At 57.2% G+C, this 18863-nt stretch carries 15 protein-coding genes; 10 read left to right on the top strand and 5 right to left on the bottom strand.

The window, feature by feature from the left end:
• Positions 1-335 precede the first annotated feature (335 nt).
• On the bottom strand, positions 336-1553 hold the full coding sequence (locus tag MHY24_RS07555) for an amidohydrolase (RefSeq protein WP_239229126.1): 1218 nt from the start codon (positions 1551-1553) through the stop codon (positions 336-338).
• Between the two features lie 260 nt (positions 1554-1813).
• On the opposite strand from MHY24_RS07555, the gene MHY24_RS07550 reads away from it, so the two are divergent.
• The 6 genes from MHY24_RS07550 to MHY24_RS07525 all read left to right on the top strand — a co-directional run bounded on the left by MHY24_RS07550 (position 1814) and on the right by MHY24_RS07525 (position 8601).
• Entirely contained in the window at positions 1814-2794 is a 981-nt protein-coding gene (locus MHY24_RS07550) for a carbohydrate ABC transporter permease (RefSeq protein WP_239229124.1), read from the top strand.
• A gap of 27 nt (positions 2795-2821) precedes the next feature.
• Entirely contained in the window at positions 2822-3667 is an 846-nt protein-coding gene (locus MHY24_RS07545; RefSeq protein ID WP_049378801.1) for a carbohydrate ABC transporter permease, read from the top strand.
• A gap of 81 nt (positions 3668-3748) precedes the next feature.
• Positions 3749-5071, top strand: coding sequence for an ABC transporter substrate-binding protein (locus tag MHY24_RS07540; protein ID WP_239229121.1), 1323 nt, complete (start codon positions 3749-3751; stop codon positions 5069-5071).
• 47 nt (positions 5072-5118) lie between these two features.
• Positions 5119-6240, top strand: coding sequence for an ABC transporter ATP-binding protein (locus MHY24_RS07535; protein WP_239229118.1), 1122 nt, complete (start codon positions 5119-5121; stop codon positions 6238-6240).
• A gap of 175 nt (positions 6241-6415) precedes the next feature.
• Positions 6416-7033 carry a hypothetical protein gene (locus tag MHY24_RS07530; RefSeq protein ID WP_239229115.1) on the top strand — a complete coding sequence of 206 codons (618 nt, stop codon included), beginning with the start codon at positions 6416-6418 and terminating at the stop codon, positions 7031-7033.
• Positions 7034-7206: 173 nt separating this feature from the next.
• The gene (locus MHY24_RS07525; RefSeq protein WP_239229112.1) at positions 7207-8601 is read left to right on the top strand and encodes a GntP family permease; all 1395 of its coding nucleotides are present in this window, start codon (positions 7207-7209) and stop codon (positions 8599-8601) included.
• Here the strand turns inward: MHY24_RS07525 and MHY24_RS07520 are convergent.
• Entirely contained in the window at positions 8598-9107 is a 510-nt protein-coding gene (locus MHY24_RS07520) for a gluconokinase (protein WP_239229102.1), read from the bottom strand. The genes MHY24_RS07525 and MHY24_RS07520 overlap by 4 nt on opposite strands.
• 137 nt (positions 9108-9244) lie before the next feature.
• On the opposite strand from MHY24_RS07520, the gene MHY24_RS07515 reads away from it, so the two are divergent.
• Positions 9245-11827: an AAA family ATPase gene (locus MHY24_RS07515; RefSeq protein ID WP_239193445.1), complete on the top strand. Its 2583-nt coding sequence runs from the start codon at positions 9245-9247 to the stop codon at positions 11825-11827.
• A gap of 46 nt (positions 11828-11873) precedes the next feature.
• Entirely contained in the window at positions 11874-12908 is a 1035-nt protein-coding gene (locus tag MHY24_RS07510) for a restriction endonuclease (RefSeq protein WP_239193444.1), read from the top strand.
• A gap of 182 nt (positions 12909-13090) precedes the next feature.
• On the opposite strand, the gene MHY24_RS07505 is transcribed toward MHY24_RS07510, so the two are convergent.
• The 3 genes from MHY24_RS07505 to MHY24_RS07495 all read right to left on the bottom strand — a co-directional run bounded on the left by MHY24_RS07505 (position 13091) and on the right by MHY24_RS07495 (position 15826).
• Entirely contained in the window at positions 13091-14032 is a 942-nt protein-coding gene (locus MHY24_RS07505) for a nucleoside hydrolase (protein WP_239229100.1), read from the bottom strand.
• Positions 14033-14041: 9 nt separating this feature from the next.
• Positions 14042-15466 carry an MFS transporter gene (locus MHY24_RS07500; protein WP_239229089.1) on the bottom strand — a complete coding sequence of 475 codons (1425 nt, stop codon included), beginning with the start codon at positions 15464-15466 and terminating at the stop codon, positions 14042-14044.
• Positions 15467-15607: 141 nt separating this feature from the next.
• The gene (locus MHY24_RS07495) at positions 15608-15826 is read right to left on the bottom strand and encodes a hypothetical protein (RefSeq protein WP_225745844.1); all 219 of its coding nucleotides are present in this window, start codon (positions 15824-15826) and stop codon (positions 15608-15610) included.
• Between the two features lie 466 nt (positions 15827-16292).
• Here MHY24_RS07495 and MHY24_RS07490 point away from each other — a divergent pair, with 466 nt between their 5' ends.
• Entirely contained in the window at positions 16293-17843 is a 1551-nt protein-coding gene (locus tag MHY24_RS07490) for an alkaline phosphatase (RefSeq protein WP_204609970.1), read from the top strand.
• Positions 17844-17864: 21 nt separating this feature from the next.
• A complete protein-coding gene (locus tag MHY24_RS07485) occupies positions 17865-18770 on the top strand; it encodes a polysaccharide lyase family protein (protein ID WP_239229086.1) in 906 nt (301 codons plus the stop codon).
• The last annotated feature ends 93 nt before the right edge of the window (positions 18771-18863 follow it).

The raw sequence follows: 18863 nt of genomic DNA, 5'->3' as shown, positions 1-18863 counted from the left end.
GGGGCATCGAGGATGATTTTTACTCATCCCCTCATCGTGAACCTAGGTGCCTAGCACACCGGCATGCCTTTGGCGGTATTTCATGGTCGAAGCTGGAATATCCCTTTGGATAAGTGAAATAATACTAATAACAGCACGCCAGACCAGCTAGCCGTACAACCTCACCAACACATCCTGTCGTTTAGGCCGGAGAGGGCGTCGGAAAGCGGTGCATGGCTCAAATTCGTGGTTATAGATCCTACGGGCTACTCCCCCCGCCACCTCATACAGCGCGCATGCCAAAAGGAATGGCCGCACACCCTATTGGAGCCGTGCGGCCGAATGCTGCGCTTCGGTTAGCTGTTTCCTAGGTAACTCATCGCAGCGGCGATAAGGGCTTCGGTACCAGTGCGCAGGGTGGGCTGGAGCAGCGGAGCGAAGTGCGGACTGTGGTTGGGGACATCCTTTTCTTCTTCGCGGCCGGAAAATACCCAGAAGCAGTAGGGAACGCCGAAAGCGCGGGCGATGGTGGAAAAATCCTCCGAGGCGGTGAGGGGCTCGGCATCAAGGACGCGGTCGGTGCCGAAGTAGGACACAAAGGCTTCCTTAAGGCGTTCCGTGGTGTCCTCATCGTTGCTGGTAAGCGGGTAGGAATCGTGATAAGTGAACTCGGCCGGCTGCGGACTGCCGGCAGCCTGACACTCGGCATTAACGATGCGCTCGATGGCGCCGGTGATTTTATCGCGTACCTGCTCGCTATAGGCTCGCACATTGATTTTCAGGTTGGCCTCGAAGGGGATGATATTGGCCTTCGAGCCGGCGTTGATGGCTCCCACGGTCAGCACGCCGAATTCGGATGGGTTGAGTTCACGGGAGATGACCGTCTGCAAGCGCATGACAATGGAGCTGGCCAGTACCACGGGGTCAACGCTGAGGTGCGGCATGGAGCCATGCGAGCCTTGGCCATAAACCTTGACGTCCATACTTACCGCGGTGGACATGAATGGGCCGGAGGCCAGCGCCACGGTGCCGGCGGGAAAGTTGCTGGCAAAGACGTGCTGGCCGAGTACTACGTCCGGCGTGGCGACCTTGTCCACAAGTCCGTCATCCACCATGGATTGGGCACCGGCGGCAATCTCCTCTCCCGGCTGGAAAATGAGCTGCAGGGTGCCGGACCACTGGTCAGTGGCCTGCGCCATGAGCGCGCCCATGCCCAGCAGGCTGGCCACGTGGGAATCGTGGCCGCAGGCGTGCATGACGGGGACCGTGTTTCCTTCCTGGTCAACGGCGCTATCGGTGGAGGCGTAATCTAGGCCGGTGTCTTCCTTAACCGGTAGGCCATCGAAATCCGCGCGCAGCATGACGGTTGGCCCAGCACCGTTCTCTAAGACACCGACCACGCCGCCGCCTACTTCAATTTGGCGGAAGCCGAGATCGGCAAGTTTGTCCTTGATGATGCCCAGCGTGCGCTCTTCCTGCATGGATAGCTCCGGGTGCTGGTGCAGATCCTTATACAGCGGCTCCTGCCACACCTTGACGGAGTCATAGTTGCTACAAACAGTATGGACAGACATTGCTCCCTCCTAGTGGGCTCGCGGTGGATTGTGGGGGCCAGTGTAGTGGGGTGGGAGGAAGGTGGGCGTCGACAAGCTGGGCATCTTTGTAATGCCGGACATAGTTGGGCGGTGGAGCGACCAGCGCCATAGGGGGTTGCGCTGCGACTTTATAGAATATTCGATGACGTGTCTACCTTTAACTCATCGGCTTCTTATTATTCATCAGAAGTTTGTTTTCTGTGTAGCTGGGTGTCACCTGCCCGCCCTAGATTGACCGAGTGACTTTTCAGGAAGACTCTCTCGGTGCCGGTGGCGCCGGCACTACAACCGCATCTCCCACACGCTCGGAAAGCCCCGGTGATTCCGCGGCGCTTGTCCGCAAGGCCAAGCGCAACCGACACAAGGAATGGCTGCTAGCAGCAGCACTGCTTGCTCCCAACCTGATCCTGCTGGCCGTATTTACCTACCGGCCCCTGCTGGACAATATCCGCCTCTCCTTTTTCAATTGGAATATCTCCAGCCCCACCTCCACCTTCGTGGGCTTGGATAACTATGTGGAGTGGTTTAGCCGCGATGACACGAAGACCATCGTGCTCAACACCCTGGTTTTTACCTTCTTCGCGGTGATTGGCTCCATGGTTATCGGCCTAGCGCTGGCCTTGCTGCTCAACCAGAACATTAAGGGCCGCAACTTTGCGCGCTCGGTGGTCTTTGCTCCCTATGCTATTTCCGGCGCAGCCATTGGCATTGCCTTCCAATTCGTCTTCGACCCCAATTTTGGTCTCATCCAGGAACTCTTGGGCTGGTTCGGCGTGGACTCCCCCAACTTCTACGCTGTACCGGGCTGGGCCATGTTCATGGTGACCTTTACCTTTGTGTGGAAGAACTTAGGCTATACCTTCGTCATCTACTTGGCGGCGCTGCAGGGCCTGGATAAGGAATTGGATGAGGCCGCCGCTATCGACGGCACCGGCCGCTGGCGCAAATTCTGGCGCGTGACCATGCCGCAGCTGCGCAATACCACGTTCTTCCTGTCCATTACGGTGCTGCTTAACTCCGTGCAGGTCTTCGACATCATCAACGTCATGACCCGCGGCGGCCCGCAGGGCAATGGCACGCAGACGCTGGTCTTCCAAATCTACAACGAGACCTTCGTCAATTTCCGCGCCGGCTACGGTGCGACTGCCGCCACCATCTTGTTCCTCATCCTGCTCATCATCACCCTGATCCAGGTCCGCATCATGGATAAGCGAGGTTAACCCAACATGGCTACTTCTACCCTTCACATGGTCACGGATGAATCCCCCGCTACCCGCCGCGCCAAGCTCATCGGCGGCTACCTGGGCATCCTGGCGGTTCTGCTGCTCATTGGCCTGCCGCTGTTTTGGATTCTGATGACCTCGTTTAAGGCCAAGGGCGATATTTATACCGACCCGGTCAATTGGCTCCCGCCAGTGTGGGAGACCGAGAACTACTCCGATGCCACCACACGTGTGCCGTTCTGGACCTACCTGCGCAACTCGGTGCTCATTACCGCGGTGCTGTCCATCATCAAGATTGTACTGGGAGTCATCTCCGCCTATGCGCTGGCCATCTTACGCTTCCCGGGCCGCCACTTGGTGTTCCTGCTGGTCATTTCCTCGCTCATGGTGCCCAGCGAAATCACCGTCATTTCCAACTACGCCTTGGTCAATTCCTTGGGCTGGCGCAATACCTTCGTGGGCATCATCGTGCCGCTAGCCGGCGTGGCCTTCGGTACCTTCTTGATGCGCAACCACTTTTTGTCCCTGCCCTATGAGCTGGTGGAAGCCGCCCGCATGGACGGCGCCGGCCCTATCCGCCTGCTCACCAAGGTGCTCCTGCCGGTCTCATGGCCCACGCTGACCGCATTTTCTGTCATCACCATGGTCAATGAATGGAATACCTACCTGTGGCCCTTCCTCATGGCGGATACGGAGGATGTCGCCCCGCTGCAGGTGGGTCTGACCATGCTGCAAAACAACGATGGTGTGACCAACTGGGGCCCGGTAATGGCCGCCACCATTCTCACCATCATCCCAATGGTCATCATCTTCCTAGCCTTGCAAAAGTACATGATTCAAGGCCTCACCACTGGCGCCGTGAAGGGTTAGAAGGCTTCTTCCCCACCCACGCTCGCCGTTTCCACTTGTTTTTGTTTCCCCCCCTTAACCACGCTTTTTAAGGAGAACTACATGCTACGCCGCAAATTCCTCGCCCTGGCCTCCACGGCCGCTTCTGCTACCGCACTCGCTGCTTGTGCCGGCACCTCGTCCACCAATTCACAGGGTGGCAACGACAAGGGCGGCGACGGTGAAGTCACTGAGCTGACTTGGTGGTCCAACCACCCCGGCACGTCCAAGGACATTGAGAAGGAGATCATCTCCCGCTTTGAAAAGGAGAACCCGGACATCAAGGTCAACCTCGTTGATGCCGGCAAGAACTACGAAGAAGCAGCACAGAAGTTCAACGCCGCGCTCACCGGCCAGGACCTGCCGGACATCGTGGTGCTGTCTGACGTCTGGTGGTACAACTTTGCCATCAATGGCCAGATTGCCAACGTGGACGACCTTGCCAAGGAAGCGGGCATCGACCTGTCTACCTACGTACAGCCGCTCTACGAGGACTACAAGTACGACGGCGGCCACTTTGCGATTCCTTTCGCTCGTTCCACGCCGTTGTTCTACTACAACAAGGACGCGTGGAAGAAGGCTGGACTGCCGGACCGTGGCCCCAAGTCCTGGGATGAGATGGATGAGTGGTCCAAGAAGTTGGCTGAGGCTGATTCCAAGATGAAGCCTTTTGGCTGGGGCGATGCCGTGGACTACCTGGGCTGGATCTTCCAGGGCCCGCTGTGGTCCAAGGGCGGCGCTTACTCCGATGAGTGGGACCTGAAATTCACCGATGACAAGACCATCAAGGCCGTCGAGTGGCTCAAGGACATCACCGATGAGAAAAACGGTTACTCCTACGTGGGCAATGACATGGCCATGGAGTTCGGCACCGGCCGCGCCGCCGCCACCGTCCTGTCCACCGGTGATCTGGCGGGTCTGACCGATACCGCCAAGTTCGAGCTCGGCACCGCCTTCTTGCCTAACCCGACTGGCGACGGCGCCTGCCCCACCGGTGGTGCCGGCCTGGCCATCCCGGCCGGCATCAGCAAGAACCGCCAGCTGGCTGCTATCAAGCTCATTGACTTCATCACCAATGAGGAAAATACCTGCTACTGGTCCCAAAACGTGGGCTACATGCCGGTGCGCTCCACCGCGGAGGACAACGAGGACCAGAAGAGGTTCATGAAGGACAACCCGAACTTCGAAACCGCTATCAAGCAGCTGCCTGAGACACGCCCGCAGGACAATGCCCGCGTCTTCCTGCCCGGCGCGGACCAGGAAATCGGCGGCGCCTTTGAAAAGATCGTCACCAACCGCGATGACGTGACCAAGGTCCTGACCGATCTGCAGAAGACCCTGCAGTCCATCTACGACAATCAGGTCAAGACCGTCATCAATAAGTAGGCTCTCGCAGCCCCTCCCCTTCCCCCACTAGTTTCTGAAAGGTAACCATGGCTACTGTCACCTTCGATGGCGCAAGCCGCATCTACTCTAAGGACGCGGAACGCCCCGCCGTTGACCGCCTTAACCTGGATATTGCCGATGGCGAATTCTTAGTTCTCGTCGGCCCATCCGGCTGCGGTAAGTCCACCAGCCTGCGCATGCTGGCAGGTCTCGAGCCCACCGACCGCGGCTCCATCCGCATCGGCGGCAAGGACGTCACCGGGGTCAGCCCATCGGACCGCGACGTGGCCATGGTCTTTCAGAACTATGCCCTCTACCCCAATATGTCCGTGGCGCAGAATATGTCCTTCGCGCTAGAAAACCGCAAGGTCCCCAAGGACGAGATTCAATCACGCGTGCACGAGGCGGCGAAGATCCTGCAGATGGAAGACCTGTTGGACCGCAAGCCAGCAAACCTCTCCGGCGGCCAGCGCCAGCGCGTGGCCATGGGCCGCGCCATCGTCCGCGAACCGGCCGTATTCTGCATGGACGAGCCGCTGTCCAACCTGGATGCCAAGTTGCGCGTTTCCACCCGCGCGCAGATCTCTAACCTGCAGCGCCGCCTTGGTACCACCACCGTATATGTCACCCACGACCAAACTGAGGCAATGACCATGGGTGACCGCGTCGCCGTTCTCAATGCCGGAGTCTTGCAGCAGGTGGATACCACCCGCACCATTTATGACCGCCCGCAGAACGTCTTCGTCGCCGGTTTCATTGGCTCCCCGGCGATGAATATCTACGACCTCACCCATAACTCCTCTGAGCTCACCATCGGCTCTACCCGCATCAATCTGGCCAACTACAACTTTGAGGGCGTGGAGACCGTTACCGTGGGCATCCGCCCGGAAGACTGGCAGCTAAGCGATACCGGCAACGGCGGGGCAAAGTTCACCGTCGCGCACGTCGAGGAGCTGGGCAACCAGACCTATGTCTATGGCGAGCTTAACGACGCCGCCGGCAACAGCTCCACCGACGGCGTCCTCAAATCCTCGACCCGGATGGGCGGCCAGACCGGCATCCTGGTTGATGCCCGCGGCCGCTATGCGGTGGGCGATACTTTCTACGTTTCCCCCGACCCGGACCGCGTGCATCTATTTAGCACCACTACTGGCGAACGCCTGAACTAGAAGTGGCAAATAGGCAGTTGACACCTTAGTTTCTTATTCTTCCCTTTGCGGACAATAAGAAACGGATATATGCTCGCGCGCATAAGACGCCCATGTAGTCCCGTTTACCACGGATATTGCTGGGAATATCGCACTCTGCGAACCTTAAAATCAACCGAAAGGTAACTCACTGCCTATGCCTTCTTTCAAGAAGCTTTCTGCCGCCACTCTGACCGCTTCCGCCATCCTTGGTACCGTCGCCGCACCGGCCGCAAGCGCCAAGAGCGACCCAGTTCGCTCCCTTATTGATCCAGGCACCTGCAAGACCATCACCAATCTGGCCAATGATGGCAAGCCGGTTCCGGATCCTTCCATCCTCCACGATGAGGACTCCGTAAAGCCCTACTTCCAGGACGGCGTACTGGAGTACAAGGTGGTCGGCGACTTCCCGTACCGCAAGCAGCTGGATGCCGCGGTTGCCGAGTGGAACAAGGCCCTCGGCGACAAGGCTTCCCTGAAGGAAGTTAAGCCTTCCGAGGCAGACGATGACACCGTCGCCATCATCTTCAAGCCCGACCCAAATGGCTATGTCCAGGGCGCTGCCTACCCGGATCACAATATGGTCTTCATCAAGATTCCTAATGCCCAGTACCCAGAGGCAGTCCAGGGCACCATCGCCCACGAGCTGGGCCACATGATGGGCGCAGGTCACTCTTGCGCCGGCGCGCTCATGGCCGGCGCCAACCAGAACCCCATCTCCTACCACGTGACCCCGCTGGATGCGGCGGCTGTCATCCAAGGCCAGTTCGACTAAACTGCCTGCACCTTCCCCTAGGTTCCTGTACCGATGCCTAGGGGATTTTTATATCCCCAGCCCCTTTGGGGGTGTCGGCTGGGTCGCATTTGGAGGAAGGGGGCGTCGGCAAGCGGGGCGGCTGCTAACGTTGCCGTTATTCAAAGGTTTGCATTAGAAAAGGAGCCCGCTTTATGGATACGTGGGAACCCACCCTGTCGACCGGCCCGCTGCTAGGCATTGCGGTGGCCGCCATCGCCGTGATTTTGGTGCTGGTCATCTATTTCAAGCTCCACGCTTTTCTCACCCTGCTGGTGGTCTCGGCGCTTACGGCGCTGGCCGCGGGCATTCCGCTCGAGGGCATTGTGCCCACCATGACCGAAAGCTTTAGCTCCACTCTGGGCTCGGTGGCGCTGCTGGTGGGCCTAGGCGCCATGATCGGCCGGCTCGTGGAGGCTTCCGGTGGTGCCAAATCGCTTGCCGACGCCATGGTTCACCGCTTCGGTGAGTCCAAAGCACCCCTTGCACTCGGCCTGGCATCACTGATCATGGGCTTTCCCATCTTCTTCGACGCCGGCCTGATTGTGATGCTGCCGGTTATCTTCGCCGTAGCGCGCCGCTTGGACGGTCCGGTCCTGGCCTTTGGCCTGCCGGCCGCCGGCGCGTTTTCTGTCATGCACGTCTACCTGCCACCGCACCCAGGTCCTGTGGCGGCGAGCGAGTTCTACGGCGCTGACCTCGGCCTCGTCCTCCTCGTCGGCCTGCTGCTTGCGCTGCCTACCTGGTATATTTCCGGCTACCGCTTCGGCCTTCTCTCCGGCAAGAAATTCCCGCTGAAGGTTACTGATGCCATCGCCGGCCCGGTGCTTTCTGAGGAAGAGCAACCCCTCAAGCCGGCCTCTGCCCCAACGGTGATTTCCCTCCTGCTCATCCCGATGGTGCTCATCTTCTTCAACACCGGCCTCAATGCCCTGGCGTCCTATGGCACCATCGATGCCGACGCCGCGTGGGTACGGTTCTTTGTCATGCTCGGCCAGACTCCGATCGCGCTACTTATTACGGTGCTCGTTGCGCTCGTGGTCCTGGGACCGCGCCGCGGCGTGGACAAGACCGCGCTGGAAAAGCTCGTCGATTCCTCGCTTGGCCCCATCTGTTCCGTCGTGCTCATCACCGGTGCCGGCGGCATGTTCGGTGGCGTTCTGCGTACCTCCGGCATTGGCGACGCCCTGGCTGATTCGCTTTCCGGTCTTGGCATCCCCGTCATCCTTGCCTGCTACCTCATCGCCGTGGCCTTGCGCCTGGCCCAAGGATCGGCGACCGTTGCGCTCACTACAGCCGCCGCTCTTATGGTCCCTGCCGTGGAAGCCGGCGGCTTCAACGAGCTACAGCTCGCGCTTATCGTGGTGGCCACCGCCGCCGGTTCTGTCTTCGGCTCCCACGTCAACGACTCCGGTTTCTGGCTCGTCGGCCGCCTGATGGGTATGGATACGGTCACCACACTGAAGACCTGGACGGTCAACCAAATTCTGATTTCCGTCATCGGCTTTGCCTTAGTCTTGGTGCTCTACGCAGTAGCAGCGCTCTTTTAGGCGCCTGCCTTTATCCAGGCAGCCGCTTCTTGGGCAATCCCTTCGACTGGCCGCGTCACCTCAAAGACGCGGCCAGTTTCGTCGTCTTCCAGCGGCTCCAAGGTATCGAACTGCGACTGCAAGAGCGACGCCGGCATAAAGTGCCCCGGCCGGTGCTGCATCCGCTCATGCAGCACATCAAAGTCACCGTGCACGTGAACGAACACCACGGCTGGGCAGTACTCGCGAATCAAATCCCGGTACTTGCGCTTCAGCGCACTGCAGCCCACCATCGCACCTTCTGGCCTATCCGCCAGCCACTGACCAATCTGCTTCAACCACGGCTCCCGGTCCGCATCAATGAGCGGTATTCCAGCAGCCATCTTGTCGATATTGGCCTGCGGGTGCATGTCATCGCCATCGCGGTACTCCAGACCTACCAACGGCGACAGCGCCTCCCCCACCGTTGTCTTGCCCGAGCCGGATACTCCCATCACTACGATGTGGCGGAAACTGTGCTGGTTCATGGTGGCTCCTTGGGTTGGGGTTCTTCCCCCTCGATTTTATCCTCCTGAAGTTCCCAATTGAGATACGCCCATCCCCTGTGGATCGTTCTCCTATTATTATGAGAACGCCCCCTGCTTTGAATTCTAAGGATGCTTTGATGAGTAACCGACAGCAATCTTTTTCCTGGAGAACCGTTCTTCCCGTCGTCTTAGAGACGATGCGGGGTATGTCCGTAGTCGCTTACCCTGAACTATTTGAAGACGTTCAAAAAATTGCTGAAGCGGACTTTCCAGGACAAGCTCACCGCCAGCTCAAAAGCCGATCAGTTGTGGAAGACCGGACGCGATGGGCAGTGTTCTATGCAAGGAGATTAGGCTTTGTCAGCTCCTCTACACCGGGGTCCTTTTCCTTGACCGCCGAGGGCGCCACTTGGCTTGCTTCCAACCCATACCCTTTAGGCAAAGATCAGATCCGAGAAATCGACGACCTTGTCTCTAAAGCGCATAAGCAACGAGAAGTCCATTCGGGCCCGCAAGAAGAGGTTCCTGAAGAATCAAGTGCGGATTTTTTCTGGGTACTTCGAGCGGGCCGTAATGGTGAACGCGAAAAGAAAGCTTTAGAGTCCAATCTAGGCATCCCAGGTATGGACTACGGCCCGGAGGTGAATAAGCAAACTACCTTAGACTCCATCAAGGCCTCGATGGTGCGAGAGCACCCAGATCTCAAAGCACAAACATCCACAAGCTACGCTTCTCAACTCAACCGGTTTAAGAACCAAATGCAGGTAGGCGACCTGGTTCTGATGCCGAGCAAGTTGCACAAAGGGCGAGTTTATTTTGGCTATGTCTCCGGCGATTACGAGTACCGCCCTCATGAGCCAAAAGAGATGCGGCACGTCCGACCGATCAACTGGTCAAGCGATTTCTTCAATCGCGATGACCTAGGAATAGACCTCCAACGATCTCTAACTTCACTGCTTACTATCTGCCAAGTTTCTCGGAACCATGCCTTTGACCGAGTAGAGTCCGTCATCCAAGGCATGGGAGATCCTGACTTTTCCTCTGAAACTCCATTGTCACCGTCGTTTGACTGGCCGGAATTTTTCGCAGAACTCGCCACCAAACTTCTTGCCTTCAAAAACAACCGCGCGGAGCTACTCGAAAAACTAAAAGAGACTGCTGAAATCTCAGGACGCCCGCTCCGGTTCAAGCACCTATGGAAATGGCACATAGATGATGAAGAAGTGCCCGCTACTGATATGGATCCTTTTACCATCCTCGGTGTTGCTAACCGGCAAATTTCGACATCTAATAAGGTGGCAATTTGCCAAGCCTTTAAAACCGTCTTCGGAATTGAAGCCCCAGCACCAACGGATTTTTCGGGACTGCCCCAACTCAACAACTTACGCTCGTGCTTTGCTACGAAGCCGTCAGATGTTATTAATCTAAGTTTTTGGGAGAATAGCTGGAGCCTTTTCGCTTCGGCCCTCGCGGTGAGCCAATCGGATACGCCCGAAAATCGAGCTCAGTTTATACACGATTTCGACGTGATGACCAAAGACCGCCAGATCACGGCATACACCATGGCATTGTTCTGGGCGCGTCCCCGCTATTTCCTCACTTTCGATTCAGTCATCACCAAGTATCTTGCCCAAGACTCCGCGCTTGGAATCAATATTCAGAAAAATGTTTCGACGGGTAAAGATTATTTGCTTACACTCGATGAAATCCGAGATTGGCTTACTACTGCCGAGATCGAACCGGCTAATTTTCCCCAATTGTCTTACGAAGCATGGGTTTTCAACCAAGAACCAACCGATGCTACTGCCCAAACCGTAGAGTCTTCGTCGGAAGAGGATGTCTATACCATTTCTGCAATTATCGAAGACGGATGCTTTATCCCGAAAGACGATCTCGAACTAATGCTGGAACGCCTGAAGGAAAAGAAAAACCTGATTCTTCAAGGCCCGCCGGGTACGGGAAAGACTTGGCTTGCACGTCGCTTGGCATATATCTTGTGCAAGTCAGACGCAGAAGATGTAGTCACCTCCGTCCAATTCCACCCTTCTACTTCTTATGAAGACTTCGTTCAGGGTTTCCGTCCCAGCAGTAGCGGGAAGCTTGAACTAAAAGATGGCCCATTCCTCCAAGCAGTGGAAAAAGCTAAGGAGGACTCCAATCCACACGTAGTGGTGATTGAAGAGATCAACCGCGGCAATCCAGCGCAGATTTTTGGTGAGATGCTTACCCTCTTGGAAGCTGACAAAAGAAACCCTGAAAATGCGCTTACCACGCTTTATAGCAAAGAAGGAGAAGCAGTTTTCCTTCCCGATAACTTTTACGTCATCGGCACGATGAACCAAGCAGACAGGTCCCTTGCCATGGTAGATATGGCTTTACGTCGTAGGTTCGCTTTCATTAATCTCGTACCGCAGTTGGGATCCACTTGGCGGAATTTTTGTGTTTCCAACCGTAATCGCAATGACGAGGCTCTCAGTGAAATCGCGCGAAGGATCGAAAAGGTCAATCAATTGATCCGAGACGATTTCAATCTCGGTGATGACTACCTAATCGGACACAGCTTTGTTACTCCACGCCGAAAGCTTGCAGACAGTTCCTTCGATGCAACTATGGAATGGTTTGACCAGGTAGTAGCCTCGGATCTCAAGCCGCTCATAGCAGAGTATTGGTTCGACAATCCTGCGAAGCGAGAGCAGGCCCTCGATGTCCTCAACGGATAGTTCCCCTCAACCGGAAGACATATACGTTCCTATTCGAAGTGTATGGATGCTCCAGCTATACGCCTCGCAGTCTTTTATTGATGGGCATATATCCAACGCCTCGGTGGAAGACGCGGGTGTTGAGCTTCCAGAGCTGATCGGAACGATGCTGTGTGACGCTGTAGAAAGGCGTTTTCGGAGAGAATTGAGCATTGGTTTCACCCTTACCGAACGAGATATAACTCGGGTGCGAGGCCGAATTGACATGTACGAAACCACTCGCCACCAACTCCTTGAAAAGGGACTCATTGCCTGTGAGTTCAATGAACTCACCATCAATAGCAAAGTTAACCAATTCCTTAAGTACGCCCTCGAATATGCAGCACAAATGCTCTTAGACGTAAGCAGTTGCGATGCTGCGCACCGGTGCAAGGTGCTTGCTCGAAGGCTTACTCAAATGGGGGTTTCCAAGCCGAAATCGACAGCCTTCCCTCGTGGAAGGCTGTCTCCTGCAGATAAGAAACCGGTTGCAGTAGCCAGACTGCTTTTGGAATTGGCCGTGCCCGCGCGTGGGGATGACGCCCATACTCGATTCAGCAGAAAGCAACTCACGCAACACGAGCTCCGAAAGCTTTTCGAAAAGGCTCTATTTGGTCTGTTTCAATACCACCTCAGCCCTATCGGTTGGAAAGTAAGCAGCGGAGAATGGTTGCACTGGAATGCTCAACAAACGCCCAGACAATTACCGAGTATGCAGACAGATATCATTCTGCGATCCCCAGAAGGTGAAATTACAGTTATTGATGCCAAGTTCACGAATATGTTTATTGAGAATCGCGTAGGAAACGAATCCTTGAAGAGCCCGCACCTTTATCAGCTTTACGCCTACTTACGTAGCCAAGAAGCGCTTGGCGGAGAGTGGAAAACCGCAAAGGGCATCATGCTCTACGCTTCTTCGGGTCGAAGCTTACAGGATGAGACGATTTCATTCCTCCTCGACGGACACCCCGTAGCTTTCGCTAGCATCAGTCTCGAAACCTCAATTCGTGAGTTTCGCCAGAAAGCGCTTCATCTTGTGGCCCCGAATCTCGAAGTCCTTTAGAAAGAATCTCACGAAAGTCCTTAATGACTCCCCAAGCTACGCAAGCAAAGAAGAGGTGAAACATAAGGGCGCAAAGCAGCCACGTTATGACCCCGAACTGGTGGTTCAGGAGCCATAACGTGGCTGAAAGTTGGGTCCCCTCGCGGTGGACGTACAGCTGAGGCGGGCGAGGCGAAGGTGGCCTAGGCGAGGTTTTTGAGGGCGTCGGTGACAAGGCGCCAGAAGCCGGCGTGGTCGAGGGTGGCGGCGACTTGGGTGTGGCAGGAGGCGTCGGCAGGCTCGCGCAAGTCGGTGACGGTCATGCCGGTGGTCAGTGCACCAACGAGCTCGACGTGGACGGGGGCCTTGCGGGTCTGGACGATGTCCGGATCGATGAGATAGGCAATGGTGCACGGGTCGTGGACCGGTGGGTTATCAAAGCCCTGGTTAGCCTGGTAGGCCTTGCGGAAGAATCCGAAAAGGCCCACGACGAACTCGGAGACGGGAGTATTTAGCGCATTGATTTCGGCTTCGACCTCTGGGGTGGCAAGCGCCTGGTGAGTGAGATCGAGACCCACCATGGTGACGGGCCAGGGCTCTTCAAAGACGATGTGGGCGGCCTCAGGATCGATCTTGATATTGAATTCGGCGACCGGGGACCAATTGCCCTCGTGATAGCCACCGCCCATGAGGACGACTTCCTTGACGCGTTCGACGATGCGCGGCTCCTTACGCGCGGCCATCGCGATATTGGTAAGCGGGCCGGTGGGCACCAGGGTGATGGTGCCGGGCTCATGGGACATGATGGTGTCAATGATGAAGTCGATAGCGTGGGCGTCGGCAAGCGCAGTGCTTGGCTCCGGAAGTTGGACGCCCTCGACGTCCATGCCGGTGGAGCCGTGGATGGCCTCGGCGACCTCGACGGGGCGCACGAGCGGGCGATCGCAGCCTGCGTACACCGGAACCTCCGGGTGGCCGGCGATTTCCTTGACCACCAGGGCATTGTGGGAGACCTTATCCAAGGTCTGATTGCCGCCAACGGTGGTAATGCCCAACAGGTCAATGGTGGGATTGCCCATAGCTAGAAGCAGGGCCACCGCGTCATCGTGGCCGGGGTCGCAGTCCAGAATGATTTTTCGCGTCATGCCACGAGCCTACTTTCGGGCGTTGACGGCCGCCACGGTGTCATCAATGGACTCGGGGCGAGGAATGAGGAAGGACAGGGCAAGGGCCGCAAGCAGAATAATGACGCCGGCGATCATGCCCGCGCGGTAGCCGTGCTCGAAGGAACCGGAAACTGCAAAGAGCACGGCGAAAGACAGGCCCGCGCCGAGGTTGAAGGCGCCGGCGTTCATGCCGGGCAGGTAGCCCTGGTTATCGGCCGGCGAAAGCACAATGCCCAGGCCGTTGAGCATGATATTGGCAATGCCGGCGTAGGTTACGCCCAAGAAAATGGAGACGAAGAGCAGGGTCCATGCGTTCGGGGCGCCGACCACGAAGATGGAAATAATCAGGCCGACGACGGTGCCAATGAGGCCGGTTTGCAGGACGTACTTATAGCCCAGCTTGGAGGCCATCCAACCGGCAATCGGGCCAAAGACCAGGCCGGCGAGAGCGTACGGGGTCAGGGTGACCCAGGAAATGGTGCTGGCGGAAATGCCGGCGCCGGCGTCTGGGTCTTGGCCGAGGTTCGGAATGAGGCCGTTCATTACGGCGAAGACGCCGGTCATGGTAAGCAGCGTGGTAGAAAGCAGTGCCCAGGTGCGGCGCTGCTTAAGGTAAGCCACCGGCACGAGCGGGTCGGCGACCTTCTTCTCCACATTCCAGAAGGCCCAGAAGCCGGCGGCACCGATAAGAAGAAGGATAATGACGAGGAACCAATTGGCCTCGGCAAGTTTGCCGGCCTCGTTGAATGCGGTGAGAACGCAACCCAGCGCCACGGCCAGGGGCAGCACACCCGCCCAGTCCATGCGCGGGGTTTCGGTGGCCGTGGATTCCTTGGTAAATACCTGCACTGCTACTACCGCGATGGCACAGAGTACTGCCATGGTCCAAAAGACCGAGCGGTAGCCAAAGTTGCCCGCCAGCCAGCCGCCGGCCAGGGCATCCACGCCCGCAATACCACCATTTACCGAGGTCACAATGCCCAGCAGCAGTGCGTATTGCTTCTCATTGAGCACCTGCTGGCGCAGCATGATGAGACATAGAGGGACGGTCGGCCCGGCCACGCCCTGGATGATGCGGCCGATGAGCAATACAGCGACGTTCGGTGCGACGGCCGAGGCCACGCAGCCCAGCGCAGCAACCGCCATCATGCCGACGAGGACCTTTCTGCGGCCGATGAGGTCGCCCCAGCGTGGAAGAAAGAGCGAGAACAATGCCGCGGCCGTAAAGAAGGCAGTCTGTGTTAGGCCGATCTGTGCGGTGGTGGCACTCAGCTCATCCTCCATCGTCGCCAAGGCGGGCGAGAGCATCGACGCATTGAGCTGGAAGGCAAACACCGCCGTAAGCAGTGCGAACATCAATGGGATATAGGAGCTGGGCTGGAGCTTTGGGGGCTCGGAGGTGGTGGAAGTCATGGCTTTAAACGTAGTTGATGAATCCGGCGCTCGATAGTGGAAAGCATGCCTCAACTTCCTTGGTGTTGCGCAGGACACCCCACTTAGCGCCACCAGCTATTTTCTCATTGTCTACTATCCATAGATTATGAAGATTCTCTCCTACATCGCCGCTGTCGCAACGGTGATACTTTCTTTAGCTTCCTGTTCCTCTCCGGAGTCACAGCCGGAAGAAACGACGACGCCTAGCACCTCAAGCACGGCCGATAGTTCTACTATCAGCTCTAGTTCCACAAGCTCTGCCCCGGAAACGACCTCTTCGGAGCCACAGCCGACATCGGAAACTGAGCCTTCGCTTGCCGACGCTCCCCTAACGAACACCGCCGAATCCACCGCAGAACCCACCCTTACCGAGTGCGTCTATGGCGGCGGTAGCTGGACCACCAATGGTTGGTACAGCGATGGAACTATCCGTTGGGCGCAAGAATGTCAGAACCTCCACGACGAGCAGATGTCAAAGTACCCCTACCGGTGCCCGCAAACGGATCACTACGTCTCCGATCCATCTCAGTGTTCCTCCCCGGCGGGCAGCGGGAACGGGGGTTCAGATTCGGATTTGCCCGCAGCGATGACACGAACCGGCGAGGTGGAAGAAGAGCACATGCGAGCACATAAATGGTGGGCGGATTGCGTGAACGCAAACTCCCCGGAGTACTGCCGAGAGAACGATCCATGGCAGCGAGGTGGTTACTGACGTTCTCTTACTATTGCCGCAGAATTAACCAGCGATTCACTGCGGCTATTTAGGCTGGAAAAGTTCCTTATAGGCCTTTTAACGGAGCTTTGTATGTCTGATTCAAATAGTCGTCCTTCTTTTAATCGTCGTAATTTCCTGCAGATTGCTGGTGTTTCGGCCGCGGCGGTGGCTGCTGGAATTAATGCACCGGCCAAGGCGGGTGCACAGTCGAGTCTGAGTTCATGGGGTTCTTCGCAAGGCGGTGAACTGCCGCAGGATTCGGAGCTTTTTGGCCTAGGTGTAGCGGCGGGCACGCCGCGGCACGATTCGATGATCTTGTGGACGCGCCTGGCCCCTGAACCGCTGGCCGAGGATGGCCATGGCGGCATGACCGGCGGCGATGTTCGCGTGGGTTGGGAAGTTGCGAAGGATGAGGGGTTTGGGGACGTCGTCAAGCAAGGCGAAGCACTAGCCCAACGCGAGCTGGCGCACTCGGTGCACCCGCAGGTGACTGGGCTGGAGCCTGCAACTGAGTATTTTTATCGCTTCCGCGTGGATGGCAAGGTGAGCCCAGTAGGTCGGTTTAAGACTCTGCCCGCGCCCGACGCAAAGGTGGATAATTTCACCTTCACCGTAGCTTCCTGCCAGGCGTGGTACCACGGCTATTTCACCCCATGGAAGCACATTGCGCAGGAACCGGACCTGGATATGACGATTTTCGTGGGCGACTACATCTACGAGTACGGCATTGTGGAAGGCGATAATCTCTGGCGCCAAGGCGCAAGCGTGCCTGATGTTTTCAAGGCCAAGGTGGAGACTCTGGAGCAGTACCGCCTGCGCTACTCGCTCTTTAAGTCCGATGAGAACCTGCAGGCCGCTCACGCGCGCGCCGCGATGGCGATTGTGTGGGATGACCACGAAGTAGAAAATAACTACGCCGGTAATTGGTCCGAGATTGGCACCAAAGCCGAGCACTTCCTTTACCAGCGCGCGGCTGCTTACCGTGCCTTTTACGAGAATCTGCCGGTTGCCCCGCCCGCGCTTCCCGAGGGCCCCAATAACCGCATCTATGATTCCTTCGACGTGGGCACGCTAATGCGTTTCAATCTGGTCGATACCCGCCAATACCGCGAAGCATCTGCAGAAGATGCCAGCATCTTGGGCGCGGAGCAGGAGCAGTGGCTCAACGATAAGCTCGCCACTTCCCCGGCACAGTGGAACGTGGTGGTCAATAGCGTGGTCGTCGTGCCGATCGCCGATAGCACCGATCAATGGGACGGCTTCCCCGCAGCGCGTCGCCGGCTTATCGAATCCCTTTCCAAGGTCAGTGACCCGATTGTCTTCACCGGCGATATTCATCAGCACTGCGCTGCCGAAATCCAATCTGAATCCGGCCAACCTGTAGGAGTGGAATTGGTTGCTACTTCCATTGCTTCCGATGGCGATGGCTTCGCCGGCTCCAAGAGCACCGAGTGGCTGGAAAAGCCATATGTGAAGGCCATGGATAAGCGCCGTGGCTATATCAAGGTGCGCGCTTCCCGCGAGCACCTTGATTCCGAATTCGTCGTCGTGCCCTGGATCGAGCGCGATGATACCGCCCCGCGTGAGACTGCTTTCTCCTTCCGCACCAATGCCGGCGAGCACACGCTGCGCTCCCTCTAAACCCCGAAAGGACAATTCATCATGGGACTTTTTAGCTCGCTTTCCTCTTCTTCCTCTCGCCGCGGTTCTTCCCGCAAGAACTCTTCTGACCAGAATTCCTCTACCCCAGCTCCTGGTGCGGTTGCTGCTCCGCCAGCCGCAACCGGTGTTCAGGCAGAACCGCAGCTCATGGAAAATTACGTCACCTGGGAGCCTGCCTCCTGGGACGTCGTTTTGGATCACTACCGCGTCATCGGCACCGATCCCAATGGTGTAGACGTGCTGCTGGGCAAGACCATCTTCCCCTTCTTCCGCCACTCCCGGCGAGATGTTGCCGGTGAAAAGTGGTCTTATTATGTCAAGGTGGTTGATGCCGCCGGTGCTGAGTCCTCTCCTTCTGGCAAGGCGACGTCTACCTCCCTGCCTTCGGTCACTGCTGGCACAGCGCTAGCCACGATTGGTTCCTTTGACCGAAAGGGCACGGAGTTTCAGTATTCCCCAAAGGACTACAAGAAGATCGTCACCGCGCATCCAGACCAGACAATCACTGTTGGACCGGATGCTACGCCCGCCGACGTCCCCTACCTTCTCCCCGGCCCCGGCGATAAGTGGGCGGGAAGCAAGGCCTACACGCTGAAGTGGACGGTGAAATTGGATAAGCCCACCGCGAAGGCGGCACTGGCGCTATGGCTCATTGACACTACCAAGCTCGGCGGCATTCTCGACGTCACTGTTAATGACTTTCATAAACAAGTAGAGCTCCCACAGGGCGCAACGAAGGGGTCGCGCCAAGGCGATGCCAGCGGGGACCCGACCCCGCTGCGCCCCGCAGCAATCGAGTTTGATCTCGCCGAAGATACCCTAAAGGAAGGAGAAAACCAGCTGGTTTTCACTCTCCGCCAAGGAGGCTGGCTTGCGTGGGATGCACTGGGGATTTTTGCTAAGTGACACCACGCAGGCGGTGTTTTGCCTAGACTTGGAAAATTGTTCACCAGTTTCTGATGTACGGTAGTAACATCTGCATACTCTATCTACCCCGCT

Source organism: Corynebacterium sp. ACRPQ, from assembly GCF_022347225.1.
Classification (GTDB): Bacteria; Actinomycetota; Actinomycetes; order Mycobacteriales; family Mycobacteriaceae; genus Corynebacterium; species Corynebacterium tuberculostearicum_D.
This window is presented reverse-complemented; position numbering and strand designations above follow the sequence as displayed.

Coding starts and splice junctions, on each gene's coding strand:
- MHY24_RS07555 (WP_239229126.1), bottom strand. CDS start 1,553: ATGTCTGTCCATACTGTTTGTAGCAACTATGACTCCGTCAAGGTGTGG.
- MHY24_RS07545 (WP_049378801.1), top strand. CDS start 2,822: ATGGTCACGGATGAATCCCCCGCTACCCGCCGCGCCAAGCTCATCGGC.
- MHY24_RS07540 (WP_239229121.1), top strand. CDS start 3,749: ATGCTACGCCGCAAATTCCTCGCCCTGGCCTCCACGGCCGCTTCTGCT.
- MHY24_RS07535 (WP_239229118.1), top strand. CDS start 5,119: ATGGCTACTGTCACCTTCGATGGCGCAAGCCGCATCTACTCTAAGGAC.
- MHY24_RS07530 (WP_239229115.1), top strand. CDS start 6,416: ATGCCTTCTTTCAAGAAGCTTTCTGCCGCCACTCTGACCGCTTCCGCC.
- MHY24_RS07525 (WP_239229112.1), top strand. CDS start 7,207: ATGGATACGTGGGAACCCACCCTGTCGACCGGCCCGCTGCTAGGCATT.
- MHY24_RS07520 (WP_239229102.1), bottom strand. CDS start 9,107: ATGAACCAGCACAGTTTCCGCCACATCGTAGTGATGGGAGTATCCGGC.
- MHY24_RS07515 (WP_239193445.1), top strand. CDS start 9,245: ATGAGTAACCGACAGCAATCTTTTTCCTGGAGAACCGTTCTTCCCGTC.
- MHY24_RS07510 (WP_239193444.1), top strand. CDS start 11,874: ATGCTCCAGCTATACGCCTCGCAGTCTTTTATTGATGGGCATATATCC.
- MHY24_RS07505 (WP_239229100.1), bottom strand. CDS start 14,032: ATGACGCGAAAAATCATTCTGGACTGCGACCCCGGCCACGATGACGCG.
- MHY24_RS07500 (WP_239229089.1), bottom strand. CDS start 15,466: ATGACTTCCACCACCTCCGAGCCCCCAAAGCTCCAGCCCAGCTCCTAT.
- MHY24_RS07490 (WP_204609970.1), top strand. CDS start 16,293: ATGTCTGATTCAAATAGTCGTCCTTCTTTTAATCGTCGTAATTTCCTG.
- MHY24_RS07485 (WP_239229086.1), top strand. CDS start 17,865: ATGGGACTTTTTAGCTCGCTTTCCTCTTCTTCCTCTCGCCGCGGTTCT.